General features: G+C 58.5%; 16 protein-coding genes. 5 read left to right on the forward strand and 11 right to left on the reverse strand.

Annotated features, from left to right (window positions below):
• Window positions 1–258: 258 nt before the first annotated feature.
• Window positions 259–957, reverse strand: a complete 699-nt coding sequence (locus FGE21_RS02365; RefSeq protein ID WP_139661340.1) for a response regulator transcription factor — start codon at window positions 955–957, stop codon at window positions 259–261.
• Window positions 936–2,567: a HAMP domain-containing sensor histidine kinase gene (locus FGE21_RS02370; protein WP_139661342.1), complete on the reverse strand. Its 1,632-nt coding sequence runs from the start codon at window positions 2,565–2,567 to the stop codon at window positions 936–938. The genes FGE21_RS02365 and FGE21_RS02370 overlap by 22 nt, the downstream gene beginning before the upstream one ends.
• A gap of 372 nt (window positions 2,568–2,939) precedes the next feature.
• On the opposite strand from FGE21_RS02370, the gene FGE21_RS02375 reads away from it, so the two are divergent.
• Window positions 2,940–3,143 (forward strand): hypothetical protein, encoded by a 204-nt coding sequence (locus FGE21_RS02375; RefSeq protein ID WP_139661344.1) that lies wholly within the window; start codon window positions 2,940–2,942, stop codon window positions 3,141–3,143.
• A gap of 20 nt (window positions 3,144–3,163) precedes the next feature.
• Here FGE21_RS02375 and FGE21_RS02380 read toward each other — a convergent pair whose 3' ends face one another.
• From FGE21_RS02380 to FGE21_RS02420, 9 genes are all read right to left on the reverse strand, one after another.
• Window positions 3,164–3,958: an ABC transporter permease gene (locus FGE21_RS02380; RefSeq protein ID WP_139661345.1), complete on the reverse strand. Its 795-nt coding sequence runs from the start codon at window positions 3,956–3,958 to the stop codon at window positions 3,164–3,166.
• Entirely contained in the window at window positions 3,955–4,677 is a 723-nt protein-coding gene (locus FGE21_RS02385; protein ID WP_139661347.1) for an ABC transporter ATP-binding protein, read from the reverse strand. Before FGE21_RS02385 ends, FGE21_RS02380 begins: the two co-directional genes overlap by 4 nt.
• 181 nt (window positions 4,678–4,858) lie before the next feature.
• Window positions 4,859–5,488, reverse strand: a complete 630-nt coding sequence (gene betI / locus FGE21_RS02390) for a transcriptional regulator BetI (protein ID WP_139661348.1) — start codon at window positions 5,486–5,488, stop codon at window positions 4,859–4,861.
• Window positions 5,489–5,725: 237 nt separating this feature from the next.
• Entirely contained in the window at window positions 5,726–6,721 is a 996-nt protein-coding gene (locus FGE21_RS02395) for an ABC transporter ATP-binding protein (RefSeq protein WP_139661350.1), read from the reverse strand.
• Window positions 6,718–7,752, reverse strand: coding sequence for a Gfo/Idh/MocA family protein (locus tag FGE21_RS02400; RefSeq protein WP_139661352.1), 1,035 nt, complete (start codon window positions 7,750–7,752; stop codon window positions 6,718–6,720). The genes FGE21_RS02395 and FGE21_RS02400 overlap by 4 nt, the downstream gene beginning before the upstream one ends.
• Window positions 7,749–8,588: a carbohydrate ABC transporter permease gene (locus FGE21_RS02405; protein WP_139661354.1), complete on the reverse strand. Its 840-nt coding sequence runs from the start codon at window positions 8,586–8,588 to the stop codon at window positions 7,749–7,751. Before FGE21_RS02405 ends, FGE21_RS02400 begins: the two co-directional genes overlap by 4 nt.
• Before the next feature lie 12 nt (window positions 8,589–8,600).
• Complete coding sequence (locus FGE21_RS02410) at window positions 8,601–9,515, reverse strand: carbohydrate ABC transporter permease (protein ID WP_139661355.1); 915 nt, start codon at window positions 9,513–9,515, stop codon at window positions 8,601–8,603.
• 83 nt (window positions 9,516–9,598) lie between these two features.
• Window positions 9,599–10,852 (reverse strand): ABC transporter substrate-binding protein, encoded by a 1,254-nt coding sequence (locus tag FGE21_RS02415; RefSeq protein WP_139661357.1) that lies wholly within the window; start codon window positions 10,850–10,852, stop codon window positions 9,599–9,601.
• A 33-nt stretch (window positions 10,853–10,885) separates the two neighbouring features.
• Window positions 10,886–11,776, reverse strand: coding sequence for an N-acetylmuramic acid 6-phosphate etherase (locus FGE21_RS02420; RefSeq protein ID WP_139661359.1), 891 nt, complete (start codon window positions 11,774–11,776; stop codon window positions 10,886–10,888).
• A 180-nt stretch (window positions 11,777–11,956) separates the two neighbouring features.
• Between FGE21_RS02420 and FGE21_RS02425 the strand changes: the two genes are divergently transcribed.
• From FGE21_RS02425 to nagA, 4 genes are read left to right on the forward strand one after another with little or no spacing between them, the layout of a single operon-like run.
• Window positions 11,957–12,835, forward strand: coding sequence for a BadF/BadG/BcrA/BcrD ATPase family protein (locus FGE21_RS02425; RefSeq protein ID WP_139661360.1), 879 nt, complete (start codon window positions 11,957–11,959; stop codon window positions 12,833–12,835).
• The gene (locus FGE21_RS02430) at window positions 12,832–13,587 is read left to right on the forward strand and encodes a GntR family transcriptional regulator (RefSeq protein ID WP_139661362.1); all 756 of its coding nucleotides are present in this window, start codon (window positions 12,832–12,834) and stop codon (window positions 13,585–13,587) included. Before FGE21_RS02425 ends, FGE21_RS02430 begins: the two co-directional genes overlap by 4 nt.
• Window positions 13,588–13,600: 13 nt before the next feature.
• Window positions 13,601–14,629: an SIS domain-containing protein gene (locus FGE21_RS02435; protein WP_139661364.1), complete on the forward strand. Its 1,029-nt coding sequence runs from the start codon at window positions 13,601–13,603 to the stop codon at window positions 14,627–14,629.
• Window positions 14,626–15,774 (forward strand): N-acetylglucosamine-6-phosphate deacetylase, encoded by a 1,149-nt coding sequence (nagA, locus tag FGE21_RS02440; protein WP_139661365.1) that lies wholly within the window; start codon window positions 14,626–14,628, stop codon window positions 15,772–15,774. Before FGE21_RS02435 ends, nagA begins: the two co-directional genes overlap by 4 nt.
• The last annotated feature ends 68 nt before the right edge of the window (window positions 15,775–15,842 follow it).

Raw genomic sequence — 15,842 nt, forward strand, 5'->3', positions numbered from 1 at the left:
TGCGCCTGAAAGAATACCGTCCAAAGTCTCGGTTGACCTTGGAGTGCAGATGCGATGCTGCGCAACGTTCCAAACCGGAAACGGAGGACGGGACCCACACCAGCCAAAATTGAGAGAGGATGGCCTGCGTGGATCCCTGCAAAGACATGAGGGTATTGCAATTTGTCCAAAGCACTTTCCGCAGACTGCTGTCTGGAGGTGTCTGCGGAGAAGGTCTCTTGCTGTCAGACTGTCGAATTCCGACACCGCCTGCCAGTCTTAATTCCTAAGTGCCGAGGGTGGACGGCGCGGGGCAAGCCCGCTCAGACAAAACCCTTTGTGGCGAACCGTCTTGATTTCGAAACCAAAATTGAGTGGGGCGAGTTTTTTCCGAAGGTATCCGATGTAGACATCGACGACATTTTCGTTTCCTGCGCCTTCTTTCGCCCAGAGTGCATCAAAGATCATATTGCGGGAATGGGGCGTGTCGGGGCGTTCTGCCAGGAGAGAAAGCAGCTCATATTCGCGCTCTGTCAAAACGAGTTCACCTTGCGCATGGCGCAGGCTGCGGGTCTCGTCGCACATCAGGGCAGGATCGGGGCGTGCGACAGGAGCGCGTCGTTCCTGGACACGCAAACGCGCAACCAGTTCGTCAAAGGAAAAGGGTTTGACAACGTAGTCGTCCGCTCCGGCTTCCAACCCTTTGGCGCGATGTTCCACGTCTGCAAGGGCCGATAGCACGAGGATCGGCAGGGTCACGCCGTTGCTGCGCGCCTCACGCACCAGATCAAGGCCGTTGTCATTTCCCAGCATCACATCGACAATCGCACCGGAAAAACGTTGGTTCCGGAAATGAGCCCGCGCCAGATCGGCCCGGTTCTCAGTTACGGTTTCATAGCCATGCAGGGCAAGGCCGCGCGCGAGCGCAGAGGCGATTTCCGGGTCGTCGTCGACAATCAACAGGCATCTGTCAGACATGTCGGGTCCTCCTCTTTGAAATTGGGCTCTTTGACATTTGGAGCGTGGAGATCCGGAACCGGTGATAGCGGCAACTGCAGCGTGATGTCACAGCCCGGATTTTTACCCAATGCGCGCGCGGCGGGGATGGGGCTCATCGCGTGAATGCGGCCGCCATGTGCCCCGATCACCCAAGCCGCTAGGGCAAGCCCGACACCAAAGCCCTGCGCTTTGTGACCGGCGCTCTGACTGAAGCGGTCAAAGATCTTTTCCTGATCGTCCTTGGGTATTCCGGGGCCATTGTCCCGCAGAGAAATCGCAACACCGGAAGCGGAAACCGTGCAGCTCAGGCGCATGTGTATGCCAGACCGAGCATGCCGGATTGCGTTTCGGATCACGCCCACGATCACCTGACGGATCCAGTTTGGGTCACACGTCAGCCGCACATCAGGTGGCGGGTCGGTGTCCAGCGTCATGCCGGCACTTTCGACCTCGGCCCGGATTTCCTGCAAGGTCGCCTTAATGATTTCGCTCAGCTCTACCGGGCGAGGGTCAAAGGCAAGTTGACCGTTTTCCGATTTGGCCACCCTGAGCAAATCGTCGATACGGCGGTTTAGCCGGGCGGCGCGGTTTTCAATGGTTGCAAAGGCCTGGGCATCCGGCCCGTTCCCCTGCTTGCCAATCTGTGCTTCCATCAGAATGACCGTCAGCGGCGTACGCAGTTCATGACTGACATCCGCAAAAAAGCGCCGCCGGTTCTCATCGATTTCTTCCAGGCGCTGGTTGGCGGCGCGCAATTCCTGCGTGCGCCTGTCAATCACTGAGTTCAGCTTGGACCATTCGGTCTCGACGCGCTCCTGGCGCCGTGCCAGAGCCTGCGCCATACGGTTCGTGGCGGAGTACAATCGCCCGATCTCGTCTAGTCGGGTGACCGGAAGCGACAGGGAAAAGTCTTCAGAACCTATCTTTTGGGCTGCCGCGTGCAGTTTTTCCAGGCGGGAAAACTGAGGTCGGACCAGGGCAATATAGAAGAACAATACACCAAGAACGGAAAGCGCTGCAATCAATGCGGCTGTCACTGCCAGGCGGTGGCGCAGCGCTTCAATCCCCTGCAGCGCATTGTTGCGGAACAATCTTTCTGTGTTCACAGCTTGATTCAGAAGTGGATCAAAGCTGCCTGCGAAACTGTCCAGATGCGCCCTGAGCCGCGGGGCATCTCCATCCGGATCAGCCAGACCGACCAGTGTTCGGTGCAGCAGGGCCTCCATGCGGGCAAGCCCCAGCGATTGGGTGCCAAATCGTGATTGCTGATCAACGCCAATGCTGCGGGCGCTCTCGACCGCTTTTTCCAGATCTGACCGCAGGAACACAAAGACCTGTTCAATCCGGTCGGCTGTCGGCTGGATGCGCGCCATACGTTCGCCTGGTGACAGACCTGTCTGCACGCTCTCGGTGGCAATCACCAAAAAGGTTGAGATCTGCGTCGATAATGCGGAATAGCGTGTCATACGCTGCTCGGACGCCAACGCGGTTTCCAGACGCTTGGCCACGTCGGACATGCCGAAATACAGAACCAATGCGGCCACAATGGCCCCGGCGCTCAGAGCCGCCGCCCCGAGGCCAAGACGCATCCGCAATGACAGAGGTCGCCACCGTAGGGCGCTCAGGCGGTGCGGGGGGTTAAGGATATTCGCTGCGATCAAAGGTGTGGACCGAATTTAAGAACCGGGTGCGAACAGCCTAGACCGGCGGGTCGCAAAGCCGGAGTGAGACCAAAGGCTATGTTGACACGTTTTCAGGGAGCGGATTTTGGACCGCACACGCCCTGGGTGTTTCCTGTCAAAGCTTGCGTTTTATTGACGCAAAGAAAGCGGAAAATCTTAACCATTTCGCTCGCAATTTGGGCGGGAAGACCAAAAGTGGCTTGCTCTGACCCAAAGATAATAAGACATGGCCGCTGCGGACTCTCATACTAAAGTCGTAACCAGTGAAAGCCATGTTTTATGATTGAACTCCTCTTCGTTGTTTGCCTTTCCGGCCAGCCCACCGCCTGCTCCGAGCGGAGCATGGTCTTTGTGGATGTGTCACCACAGATGTGCCTTTTGGGCGCCCAACCTGAGTTGGCAAAATGGGTCAATACCCATCCACGACATGAAATCAAAAGTTGGCGCTGCCGGACGGTGAACGGAATTGAACAGGAAGCTTGAGACGCTCCGTTCCGGGCTGCTCAGCCGGTTTTTCGCTTCATGAGACCGCGTGCGGGATCATAGCCCCATATTGCCATGCCGAGGAATACAGCGGTTGATGCGACGACCCAGATCAGGGCCGGCCAGCTGAAGTCGAGGTAAAGCAGGTAGCGGATCATCTCTACCGCATGGGTAAAGGGATTAAGGGCGCAGATGTCGCGCAGCAGGTCCGAACTTTCGGCCATTTTCCAAAGCGGATAGAGCGCAGAAGAGAGAAAGAACATCGGGAAGATGACGAAATTCATCACGCCGGCGAAATTCTCCAGCTGTTTGATGAAGCTTGAGAGTACCAGCCCAAGCGCGCTGAGCATCAGTCCGGCCATCATCAGGCCGGGGAGTACAGCCACGTATCCCAGCGGTGGCATTGTGATGCCAAACACCCCTGCAATAACCAGAAACGTATAGACCTGCAGGACGGAAACGATCGTTGAACCGATCAGACGGCACAACAGCAACCACCAGCGCGGTAACGGGCTGGTGAGCAACAGGCGCATTGTGCCGATCTCGCGATCATAGACGAGACTTAGGGAACTTTGCATTCCATTGAACAACAAGATCATGCCGCACAGACCCGGCACGATATAGGTCTCGTAGGTGATATAGGTCTGATAGGGCGGCGTGATTGATATGCCCAGGGCTGCGCGAAATCCTGCTGCAAAGACCAAAAGCCACACCAACGGCCGCACCAGCGCGGCCAGGAAACGCTCTCGCTGATGCACAAAACGCAGAAAATCCCGTCCGACAATTGCCCGGAGCGCCCTGAACCATATGATCATGAGCGATCTCCTGTCCGCAGAAGAAACCACTCCTGCAACGGCAAGTCGCCTCGGATTTCACCGGCATATCCGTCTTCCAGAATTTGACCCTGATGCAACACCAGAAGATGATCGCTGTCGCGCACTTCATCGGTCAAATGGGTGGTCCACAATACACTCATGCCCTGATCTGCCAAATCGTGCACATGATCGGTGATCGCCGCCCGGGCTGCTGCATCCAGACCAACGGTGGGTTCGTCCAGCAGCAAAACCTTGGGATCATGGAGCAGTGCGCGTGCGAGTTCAGTCCTGCGTCGGTGGCCACCATTCAGGTTTCGTATGCGTTCCCCTGCGCGCTCCAGCATGCCAAGGCGATCCAACGCGGCCTCGCTGCGGATGCGGATATCCTTGCGCGACAATCCATGTAGCGCGCCGAAATAGGCGAGGTTTTGGCGTACCGTGAGGTCCATGTCCAATGTCGGCTGTTGATAGACAACTCCCAATGCGGCCAGTGCGTTGCGGGGGCTATGTTCGAGGCTGTGACCGATGAGGTGGATTTCACCGTCACCCGGCGCGACCAGCAGACGTGTCAAAAGGGAAACAAGAGTAGACTTTCCGGCGCCATTCGGGCCCAGCAAAGCGCAGAACTGACCTTTGGATACTTCAAAGGAGACGTTATTGAGCGCCGTTTTGGCGCCGTATTGAAATGACAGATTGCGCGCCTTCAAACCATTGATCATCAAAATTCTCCCTGACAAAGCCTACAAAGCAAATTTGCCCGAGGGAACCGGTCAATGTGATCCCAGCGGAGGAGTTGCATGCGGGTCTCAGCCGGTCTGAAGCGCAGGAGGGTACAGCGAGTTACCGCCTGTGGTTCGCGCGGCACTTTAACCCTGAAATCCTGACTCACGCATTCATTTCTCAGAATGCGTCTGGCGGCTGTGCAACGCAGCCGGTCGTGGCGGCGCGTTCTCCGGTCGGATAGCGGTTCAGCATCGTCTCCAATGCAAAAGCGACAGTCGCGAACGCGGCCTCGCTATGCGCGCCATGGGACAAGGCTGCCCGCAGATATACGCCATCAATCAATGCAGCCAATGTGTCGGCAATGCTCTCAGCGCGTGGAGACAATTTGCGCAGGTCAAAGAGAAGGTTACTGCGCAATCTCCGCTGATAGAGCCGCATGAGACGCCCGGCATCGGGTTGGTGCTGGGAGAGAGAGTAAAAGCTCAGCCAAGCGGATGTTTTTCTAGGGTGAAAGACGTGGGGTGCGAAATTCGCGCGTAGAATGGCTTCGAGGCGCGTTCTGGGATCGGTCGCTTTTCGTTGGCCATCCCGGACATTCGCTGAAAAATCGGCCATAATATGGCGCATTGCGGCAATCAGCATCTGCTCCTTGCTGCCAAAATAGTGATGCGCCAGGCCGCTACTCATGCCGGCGCGGCGCGCTATTCTGGCGACGGTCACTTCAATGGAGCGCGTTTCGCCGATCTCGTCTATGGCCGCGGACACCAGCGCTGCCCGGCGTTTGGCTTCCATCCCTAGTTTTGGCAAGATGCACCTCACATTTCCGTCTCTCTTGAAATGGCAAGCCGTTGATGGGAGGTCAACTGAATATCCGACTTGAGGTCGGCGCATTCGCATTGCCCCCTGCCGTCCCTTTTGCGGATGGGGAAGGGTATTGGCCTTTTCAGCCAGCGGTTCTGATGCCGGTTCTTCGGCCTGTGCGGAGCAGACATCAGGGCCGGTCATATTTTTCAGTGCCCCTATGCCACCGGCAGAGGTTTCGTGTCAGCGGATCCGGCTGCCGTCGGGACTGAAGAAATACGACCGGTCTTGCGCTATTGAGACCCGCGCGACCGCTCCGACGGTAGCGGCCTGCTGGCCGAACAGGCGCAGGGTTATCGGCTGGCCTTGGCATGTTCCAATCACGTTGGTGTCACCGCCCAGATGTTCGACATGTTGCGTTGTAATTTCAAGCGGACCATTGTCGTCGAAAAACAGATCCTCCGGACGAACGCCCAAGGTATTGGGATTGCCGTCTTGCAGCAGTGTTGCAGGCAGAAAATTCATCCCCGGTGAGCCGAGGAACCCGGCGACAAACTGATTGGCGGGATTGTTGTAGAGCTCCATCGGGCTGCCGACCTGCTCAACGCGCCCATCGCGCAGGACGACGATTTTATCCGCAAGGGTCATGGCCTCGGTTTGATCATGCGTCACATAAATCATGGTCGCACCCAACGTCTGGTGGAGATTGGCGATCTCCAGACGGGTGTTCATACGGAGCGCCGCATCGAGATTGGAAAGAGGTTCGTCGAAAAGGAACAGCTTTGGGTGGCGCACGATCGCGCGCCCGATCGCGACCCGCTGGCGTTGCCCGCCGGACAATTCGGAAGGGTAGCGGTCCAGATAGTCCTCAAGGCTGAGCATTCGGCTGGCTTCCGCCAGACGCTGTTCAATCACATCCTTGCTTTCCTTCGCCTGCTTGAGCGCCAGAGTCATGTTGTTGCGGACGTTCAGATGAGGATAGAGGGCATAGCTTTGAAAAACCATGGCGATCCCGCGTTTGGAGGGGGGCGTCCGGTTCACCTTTTTGTTGTCAATAAGCACCTCGCCAGAGCTGACATCATCAAGACCTGCAATCGTGCGCAATAGGGTGGACTTCCCACATCCGGAGGGGCCGACAAAGACGACGAACTCTCCTTCTTCGACGTCGATGTTGATATTTTTCAACACCTCCACCGTCCCGAAGGATTTACTCACATTGCTCAGGGTCAGCGCTGTCATGGCAAAACCTCCTCTAACTTGACCGGGGACCCGAGGCGGATGCTTTGATCCGCGGCCAGGCAAATCGCCAGGGATTGGACGGCGTCTCTTGCATGGCGGGACAGGTCAATATCGTGGGAAATTGCGCGCAGGACGTAGGCCTGCTCTGCATCACATAGATCCTGATGGCCGGGCTCATCCGGTAGATCTATGAGCCGGTCGCCTTCGGGCCGGTGCACCAACAGACCGCCGACCCGGGTGTGACCGTCCACATCGGAGGACGCGGATTTGGCGTCTTCGGTGATGGATACGGAGCCATGGGGAGAGATCACGTCTTTGACGAAAAAAGCGGTCTCAGACATCATGGGCCCCCAGCCGGCCTCATACCATCCCACTGATCCATCATCGAAGGTCACCTGAAATTGGCCGTAATTATACATATCTGCCGCGATTTCATCTGATAGTCGGATGCCGATTCCATGGACCAGCACCGGCTTTGCGTCAGTGATCTGGCACCACACATCAACGTAGTGAACGCCGCAATCGACAATTGGCGAGGTCGTCTGCATCAGTGCCTTGTGGGTTTCCCACTCCGGGCCGCTGCTCTGTTGATTGAGGTTCATGCGAAACACGTAGGGCCCGCCGAGTGCCTGAGCTTCTGAAATCAATCGCATCCATGACGGGTGATGGCGCAGGATGTAGCCGACGACCAATTTCCGGCCTGTTGCTCTGGCGCAAGCCGTGACCCGGCACGCATCTTCCACTGTGGTGGCCAGAGGTTTTTCGACGAAGACATGCGCGCCAGCCGTCATCGCGTCTATCGCGTATTGCGCGTGACTGTCGGAATAGGTTGCAATCACCACCAGGTCAGGCCGCGTGTTCGCCAAGGCAGTATGGAAGTCGGTAAACACCGGATATTGAGCCAAATCAGGGTGATCCACCGTGCCGGAGCGGTTCACAAGAGCGACGATTTCGGCGTCCCGAGTTTTGTGATGGGCCAGCGCATGGCTCAGCCCCATGTTCCCCAACCCTGCGATCAATACACGGATCATTTGACGGCTCCCGACGTTATTCCACGGATCAGTTGGCGCGAGAAAATCACATACAGCACCAAGACAGGCAGGATCGCCATCGACAGCGCAGACAGAACCGCGTTCCAATCGGTCACGAACTGGCCGATGAAGACCTGGCTTCCCAGCGTCAGGGTTTTGGTTTCCTCCGCAGGGGCGAGGATCAACGGGAACCATAGATCATTCCAGATCGGGATCATGTTGAACACCGCGACCGTCGCCATGGCGGGGCGGACCAGCGGCAGCACCAATTTGAAAAATATCGCATATTCGCTAAGGCCATCGATGCGGCCTGCGTTTTTCAGGTCGTCGCTTACTTGGCGCATGAACTCACTGAGGATGAAAACGGCCAGCGGCAGGCCTTGCGCCGTGTAGACAAGAATGAGCGCCCAGAGCGTATTCACAAGGCCGGTCGCGACCATCATTTCCAGGATCGCCACGGTGCCGATACGGATCGGGATCATGATGCCAAGCGCAAGGTATAGCCCCATCAGCATATTGCCGCGAAACCGATACTCACTGAGGGCAAAGGCAGCCATTGCGCCAAACAGCAGGATCAAGGTCAGCGATCCGACAGTCACAATGAATGAGTTCTGAAAGTAGAGAATGAAATCGCCCTGCTTCATCACGGTCTGGTATCCAACGAGTGAGAAGCTCTCGGCGTCCGGCAGCGCCAGCGGTTCCCGAAAGATCTTCTTTCGGCTTTTGAAGCTGTTGATCAGGATGACAAAAACCGGGAACAGCGCGATCAACGTGTAGAGGATCAGCGCGCCATGCATCAGCGCTGCATTGATGGGGTTTGAGCGTGCTGTATTCATCTCGTGCCTCCGTCAGAGCTGATAGCGGCGCATCCGGGTCTGGATGCCAAAAAGATAAAGACAGACGCCGACGAGGATGATCGCGAACATGGCCCCTGCAATCGCCGAGCCCATATGCGGATCGCCAAGTTGCAGCTGAAAGCCAAAGAAGGTGCGGTACATGAAGGTGCCCAATATGTCGGTCGAGAAATCAGGCCCCGCCAGCGCGCCCTGGGCGGCGTAAATCAGATCAAACGCGTTGAAATTCCCGACAAAGGTCAGAATGGAGATAATGCCTATCGATGGCAGGATCAGCGGGAGTTTTATCTTCCAGAAAGCGGCGAGGCCCGTCACACCGTCGATTTCTCCCGCTTCGAGAATGTCCTCGGGGATCGACAGGAGGGCTGCGTAGATCAGCATCATCGGGATGCCCACGAACTGCCACACAGAGATCATCGCCAGCGTGGTCAGGGCGTATTCTTCTTTTCCGAGCCAGGGCGCAAAGAGCGATTTCAAACCGACGGCGTCCAGCAATGATGGCGCGATGCCCCAGATCGGTGACAGGATCAATTTCCATGCGAAACCCACAATCACGAAGCTGAGCACGGTTGGTATGAAGATGGCAGAGCGATAAAGGGCAGCAAACCGCAGCCGCGGGTGGCTCAGAAGTGCCGCGAGTGCAATTCCAATCGGGTTTTGCACCAGCATATGGATCAGGAAGAACCAGAAGTTGTTGCCAAGTGCATTCCAGAACTGTTCCGACCAGATCGGATCAAAAAACAAGGTGCGGAAATTTTCAAACCCGACAAACACGCGCCCCTGATCGACCTCGGCATAAAGGGCAAGGCGAAGCGTATTGAAAAGCGGAAAGATCATAACCGTGGAATAGATGAGCACAGCAGGCGCCAGGAAGACGGCGATATGCCAGCGAAGGCGGGGCAGTTGCATGGAGAACTCCGGTACAGGATCCGGACGCGTGGGGGACACGCGTCCGGTCGTTTCTCAACAATGAATTGGGTCGCCTCTGCGCTCTACTGCTGCGGTGCGTACCAATTCGCCAGACCGGACTGCAGTTTCTCGGCAAGCGCCTCGGGGGTGTCAGTGCCCTTGATTGCAGCGGCGGATGCGCCCCATGTTTCATTCTCCAGGTTCGGAGTGCCGCGCGACAGAATCTGATAGGTGGAGCGGATGGTGCTTTCGCACTCGCCACGCCAGCTCACAAACTCTTTGGCAAGCGGGTCACTCATCTCGACCGGTGCGTTTGACAGCGGGAAAAAGCCCGGCAGGGCGTTGCCGAAGATGCTGGCAAACTCCGGAGAGGCCACCCAGCTGAGGAAGGCCTTGGCGGCTTCGGGATGTTCGGTCGATGCATTCATACCAATGCCGATATCTGTGTGATCAGAGATGTAGCAGGTATCGCCCGCTGCCTTGACCGGCGGTTTGAACGCTCCCATTTCGAAATCAGCCTGCGCGTTGAAGCCCGAGATCTCCCAGCTGCCGGCCGGATAGATCGCAGCGCGACCGAGGGTGAAGATGTTCTGGCTGTCCGGGTAGGTCTGGGCTTCAAATCCGTCGCCGAGATAATCCGCCCATTTGGCAAGAGTTTCAAACGGGGCCACCCACTGCTCATCGGTCAGTTTCTGCTCGCCCGCGATCAGCGCTTTGCGGCCTTCTTCGCCTTTCCAGTAGTTCGGACCGATGTTGTTGTATCCCATGGTTGCCGCTTCCCACTGGTCATTGGTGCCCATGGCCATCGGGATGTAGGTGCCGTCTTCCTTGATCGTCTCCAGCGCGGCGAAGAATTCATCTTCGGTCGTCGGAACCTCCAGACCCAGCTCTTCGAATGCGTCTTTGTTGTAGATGAACCCGTGGATGACTGAGGCCATCGGGACACAGAAGCTGGCCGAGCCGTCGTCGGTCTGCCATGCGGATTTGGCGACATCTGAAAAGTTGCCCATCGCCTCCATGTCGTCCAGATCCGCGAGATGGCCCGCGTCGAACAGTGCCAGCGACGCGTCGAAAGGCCGGCAGGTGATCAGGTCGCCCGCAGAACCCGCATCGAGTTTGGAGTTCAGCACTGCATTATATTCGGTCGGCGCGCTGGGCGTGAACTTGACCTTGATGCCAGGGTGGGCGGCTTCAAACGCCGGAATGATCTTCTCCTGCCAAAGGGTCAGGTCGTCATTGCGCCAGCTTTCAACCGTCAGCGTGACGTCTTCTGCGAGGGCTGAGGTTGCGACCAGTGCCGTACTGGCCAGTGCCGCCAACATAGATTTTCTTCTCATGGGGTCTTCCTCCTATTGGAATGATTTTTTTATTTATTTCTTGAGGGTTTGCAGCGCCGGTCGCAGCTTGCCCTTGGTCGTCTGTAGGCGTTGCTCGGCGTCAGCGAGGTCTCTTGCGCCGGCGGCAATCAGGATCGCGCATTTGGTGTTTCCGGCCGCCGTCTCTATTGCCGTGGCGGCCGCGCCTTCGGTGACGTTTGCGGCTTTCACGACGATATTTTGGGCCCGACCGCGCAGTTTTGTGTTGTCAGCGCGCAGGTTGACCATCATTCCGTCGTGAACATGACCCAGTTCGATCGCCATGAGGGTGGACAGCATGTTCAGGGCAATTTTTTGGGCCGTGGCTGCTCCCATGCGGGTAGAGCCGGATACGACTTCTGGGGCGGTGTGCAGGTGTATCGCGTGATGGCTGAGGTTCAGCAGCTCAGAGCCCGCATTGTTTGCGATCCCGATCACTGTCCCCCCGCGTTGTTTGGCAAGTTTGATCGCTTCGACGGTATAGGGCGTGCTGCCGCTGGCTGACACACCGATGAAAACGTCCCTGTCGGCGGCACCGGACAAGGCGCTCGCCAGGCCAGAGATGTCATCTTCCGTATCGCCGGGCATTTCCACGCCGGTTGGCAAGCCGCCCGCCATGTGGATCCGCAGTTGCGCGGCTGGAATTGAGAACGTGCCCCCCAATTCCAGCGCGTCAGCAGCGGCCATGAGACCGGAGGAGCCCGCAGCCACATAGTGCAGCGTACCGCCCGTTCGGATCGCCCGTGCCATTGCCAGGGCGCCGCTGCAAATGGCATCGATGGCGAGCAGGGGTGTCTGTGCTGCGGCCTGCTGCGATTGCGCGAGAATACGGGCCACGTCACTCAGGGCGCGGGTCTCCAGATCTCTGGCATTGTCGTGCGATTGTTCCGTGGCAGCGGTGGACACGTGATTCTCTCCATGTTGATCTTGACGATACCCATTTGATACCTTTTGTCTACCATTTCATCCTGCTGTATTGATTTCATCCCATTTCATGTTTGTGGCAGCTGAGAGTTCGGCATTTTTTGCGCATATGGTTTTTAATTAGTCTTCCCTGGGGTCTGTTGGTATTGTAATGGTATCGATATGGAGAATTCATTGAAGACCTCTGTTCTTGCGCTTGATGGTGGCGGTACCCGCTGCCGCCTGGCCCTTTCTGATGGGGTGTCCGTCATCGCAGTAGAGGCGGGACCTGCAAACATCTCCACCGATCTCGACGGGGCGGTCCTTGAGGTGCGCAACGGCCTCGCTCAGTTATCGGCCCGGACGGGGCGCGCTATTTCGGATTTGGTCGCCTGCCCGACCTACATTGGGATTGCGGGGGTGACGGGAGATGCGATCGCAGGCCGGTTCGAGGCTTTTCTCCCATTTCGGCGGGCGCGGATCACGGACGACCGTCCCACCGCATTGCGCGGTGCGCTCGGTGAGGGCGATGGATTTGTCGCGCATTGTGGCACGGGGTCATTCTTTGCAGGGCAGATCTCAGGATGTGCGCAATTCGTAGGAGGATGGGGCGCTGTGCTGGGAGATCCGGCATCTGCTCAGTGGGTGGGGCGGCGGGCCTTGTCATGTGCGCTTGAGGAGGTGGATGGGCTACGTCCGCGCTCCGGATTGGGCCAGCTCCTCCTCAGCCGGTTTGGAGGCGCCTCGGGGATCGTGGCTTTTGCGGCCTCGGCCCGGCCTGCAGATTTTGGCGGCCTCGCGCCCGAGGTGACCCGTCTGGCGGCCGATGGCGATCTGCTGGCCGTCGAAGTCCTGAGCGCCGCAGCACAGGGGATTTCCGATACTCTGCAAAAACTTGGGTGGCAGCCGGGCGTGCGCCTCTGTCTGACTGGCGGGATCGCGCCTCAGTTCCGGCCGTATTTGCCGGTGGCAATGCAGGACGCCTGCGCCGTACCTATGGGGACGCCGCTTGACGGTGCGATTGCACTTGCGTGGGATTTCGCGCGGGAAGGTGGCGAATGAGCATTGCGGAGTTCCTGCAGCCGGTCAAATGGTTTGATCAGGGCAGTGGGCCACGCTACGTTCAGCTGCGCCGTCGGCTGGAGCAGGCGATACGGACCGGTGTTTTGCCCCCCAACAGCTCATTGCCACCCGAGCGCGAAATTGCAGACATTACCGACCTGTCCCGCGTGACGGTTCGCAAGGCGATGCAGGAGCTGGTTCAGCAAGGCGCTATTGAACAGCGTCAGGGCTCGGGCACTTTCGTGTGTGACAATCCGGCCCGTGTCGAGCAATCCTTGTCGCATCTGACGTCTTTCACCGAAGACATGCAGCAACGCGGGTTGGAAACGACATCGACCTGGCTGGAGCGCGGGATCTTTCTCGCGAGCGAAGAGGAGATTGATGTCCTTGACCTCGGAGCAGGCGAGTCGGTCGCCAGAATATACCGCCTGCGTGCGGCGGGCGGCCAGCCGATGGCATTGGAACGCGCGGCGCTGGCTCTCTCGGTTCTTCCAAACCCGCTTGAGGTAACGACATCCCTATATGCCACTCTGGACCGTATTGGCCATCGTCCGGTTCGGGCCGTGCAAAAGATCTCTGCGATCAATCTGAAAGAAACCGAAGCTGGGCTGCTCAATGTTGCGGAAGGGACGGCCGGATTGCGTATTCAGCGCCTGTCATATCTGGCCGATGGTCGTGTCGCAGAGCTGACGCGATCCATTTATCGAGGCGATGCATACGACTTTGTCGCAGAACTGCGGCTGTCCAATTGAAGGGTCAATATCCATGAGCGATTTCCGGACACAGATGCGGTGCGAAATCGATGAAATTCCAGACGCGGTCGAGAATCTGTTGATCAAGGGATCTGGCGCTGTCACCTCGACCGCCGCGCATATACGGGACCTCGCACCGAGCTATCTGTTGTCGGTGGCGCGCGGGTCCTCCGACCATGCCTGCACCTATCTGAAATACGCCAGCGAGTTGTTGCTGGGGCTCCCTATGGCATCGGTGGGCCCCTCCGTGAAGTCGATCTATGGTGTCGATCTTCGGTGCAAGGGCGCCCTGAGCCTCTCGGTGTCTCAATCCGGAAAAAGCCCCGACATTGTGCAGCTGACCTCTGCCTTTGCCGCCGGTGGCGCGTATACGGTGGCGATCACCAATGACGCGATGTCGCCACTGGCCGACGCGTCAGAAGCCATCCTGCCAATTCATGCCGGCCCGGAGCTGAGCGTTGCTGCGACCAAGACCTTTGTGACCTCGCTGGTGGCTGGGCTGTGGCTGATGGCGGAGGTCAAGCAGGACGCAGAGCTCCTGAATGCAATTCGCACCCTGCCCAAGCATTTGGCCAAAGCGAAGGACTGTGATTGGAGCGCCGCAATAGAGGCGATCGACGGGCAGTCCCTCTATACATTGGGGCGCGGTCCGAGCTGGGCAATTTCCAACGAGGCCGCGTTGAAGCTCAAGGAAACCTGCCAGATCCATGCTGAAAGTTACTCGGCAGCAGAAGTTCTTCATGGGCCGGTGTCCATCGTCGGTCGCGAATTTCCAGTCATCGCGTTTGCAGCAGCCGATGCCGCCGAGGCCAGCGTCGCAGAGATTTCGCAGGCATTGGCGGCAAAAGGGGCGCGTGTTTTCGCCACAACGCAGCGCGCCGAGGGCGTGGAGGTTCTGCCGCATGTGCGGACGGATCATTGGATCACTGATCCCATCGCGAGCATCGTTTCGTTCTATGGAATGGTCGAAGCTGTTGCCGTGCGGCGCGGCGTGAACCCGGATGCGCCACGGCATCTGAACAAGGTGACGGAAACCATATGACTCAGGCACTCTCTACCTACTCGGGCGGCCCCATCTTTGACGGGCTCCGTCTGAGAGAAGGATACGCGGCGCAGTTTCGGGAGGGACGGCTTGTCGCCCTGGTGCCGTCAGCGGACCGCGACGAAGGTGGCGAGCATATTGATCTCAAGGGGGATATCCTGTCGCCCGGCTATGTGGATCTGCAGGTCAATGGCGGTGGCGGTGTCATGCTCAACGATGCGCCCTCTGCCGCAGCGATCATCCGGATCGTCGAGGCGCATCGCCGGATGGGGACGACGACGGTTCTGCCAACGCTGATAACGGATACCGCGGAAAAAACGGCTGCCGCTCTGGCTGCGGGCATTGCCGCGACCGAGGCGGGGGTGCGCGGGTTTGGCGGCCTGCATCTGGAAGGTCCGCATTTGTCAGTCGCGCGCAAAGGCGCGCATGATGCGTCCTTGATCCGGCCGATGGATGCTGCGGATCTGGAGCGGATATGCCGCGCCGCCGGGCGGTTGGCCACGTTGAAAGTGACGGTCGCTCCGGAAAATGTCTCGGCCGAGCAGGTGAGCCGTTTGGTGGCCGCCGGTGTCTTGGTGTCGCTGGGTCATACGGATGCGTCTTTCGAGACCTGCATCTCCTACGTCAAGGCCGGGGCGCGCTGTGCCACCCATCTGTTCAACGCCATGAGCCAGCTTGGCAACCGTATGCCGGGTCTTGTTGGCGCAGTTCTGGAGACGCCGGAGATGTCTGCGGGCGTCATCGCAGACGGAATTCATGTTCATCCGGCCAGCCTGCGGGCCGCCTGGGTGGCGAAGCGGCGGGGGGAGGGGCGCCTCTTCCTTGTCAGCGACGCGATGGCGGTTGCCGGTACAGACAAGACAGAGTTCGAACTCGAAGGTCGGCCGATCACGCGCCGGGACGGTCGGTTGTGCCTGGCGGATGGGACATTGGCCGGGGCCGATCTGGAGCTGACAACCGCTCTTGCGGTTTTGACGCAGCGCTGTGGTGTTGACCTGGCGGATGCGCTGGCGGCGGCGACCGCTGTTCCTGCAGGGTTGATCGGCCTCACGGTTGACCTCAGCACGCCGGGATATGCTCTTTCGGATATGATCCGCATCGCGCCCGACCTGACTTCGGCGGTGCCGGTTGTTGACGGCCGCTGATACGTTTCTGGCCGCAGGCTGAAGGGGCGCCCGGTCGCCCGGTTGCCGACCCGGCAGGGTGACGCAAG

This window comes from Phaeobacter sp. B1627, from assembly GCF_006265095.1.
In the GTDB taxonomy this organism is placed as follows: Bacteria; Pseudomonadota; Alphaproteobacteria; order Rhodobacterales; family Rhodobacteraceae; genus Epibacterium.

What these genes read in the sequence shown, in the direction of transcription:
- FGE21_RS02415 (WP_139661357.1), bottom strand. Translation starts at nt 10,852, where the DNA reads ATGAGAAGAAAATCTATGTTGGCGGCACTGGCCAGTACGGCACTGGTC.
- FGE21_RS02400 (WP_139661352.1), bottom strand. Translation starts at nt 7,752, where the DNA reads ATGATCCGTGTATTGATCGCAGGGTTGGGGAACATGGGGCTGAGCCAT.
- nagA (WP_139661365.1), top strand. Translation starts at nt 14,626, where the DNA reads ATGACTCAGGCACTCTCTACCTACTCGGGCGGCCCCATCTTTGACGGG.
- FGE21_RS02425 (WP_139661360.1), top strand. Translation starts at nt 11,957, where the DNA reads ATGGAGAATTCATTGAAGACCTCTGTTCTTGCGCTTGATGGTGGCGGT.
- FGE21_RS02410 (WP_139661355.1), bottom strand. Translation starts at nt 9,515, where the DNA reads ATGCAACTGCCCCGCCTTCGCTGGCATATCGCCGTCTTCCTGGCGCCT.
- FGE21_RS02375 (WP_139661344.1), top strand. Translation starts at nt 2,940, where the DNA reads ATGATTGAACTCCTCTTCGTTGTTTGCCTTTCCGGCCAGCCCACCGCC.
- FGE21_RS02370 (WP_139661342.1), bottom strand. Translation starts at nt 2,567, where the DNA reads ATGCGTCTTGGCCTCGGGGCGGCGGCTCTGAGCGCCGGGGCCATTGTG.
- FGE21_RS02395 (WP_139661350.1), bottom strand. Translation starts at nt 6,721, where the DNA reads ATGACAGCGCTGACCCTGAGCAATGTGAGTAAATCCTTCGGGACGGTG.
- FGE21_RS02380 (WP_139661345.1), bottom strand. Translation starts at nt 3,958, where the DNA reads ATGATCATATGGTTCAGGGCGCTCCGGGCAATTGTCGGACGGGATTTT.
- FGE21_RS02385 (WP_139661347.1), bottom strand. Translation starts at nt 4,677, where the DNA reads ATGATCAATGGTTTGAAGGCGCGCAATCTGTCATTTCAATACGGCGCC.
- FGE21_RS02405 (WP_139661354.1), bottom strand. Translation starts at nt 8,588, where the DNA reads ATGAATACAGCACGCTCAAACCCCATCAATGCAGCGCTGATGCATGGC.
- FGE21_RS02430 (WP_139661362.1), top strand. Translation starts at nt 12,832, where the DNA reads ATGAGCATTGCGGAGTTCCTGCAGCCGGTCAAATGGTTTGATCAGGGC.
- FGE21_RS02365 (WP_139661340.1), bottom strand. Translation starts at nt 957, where the DNA reads ATGTCTGACAGATGCCTGTTGATTGTCGACGACGACCCGGAAATCGCC.
- FGE21_RS02435 (WP_139661364.1), top strand. Translation starts at nt 13,601, where the DNA reads ATGAGCGATTTCCGGACACAGATGCGGTGCGAAATCGATGAAATTCCA.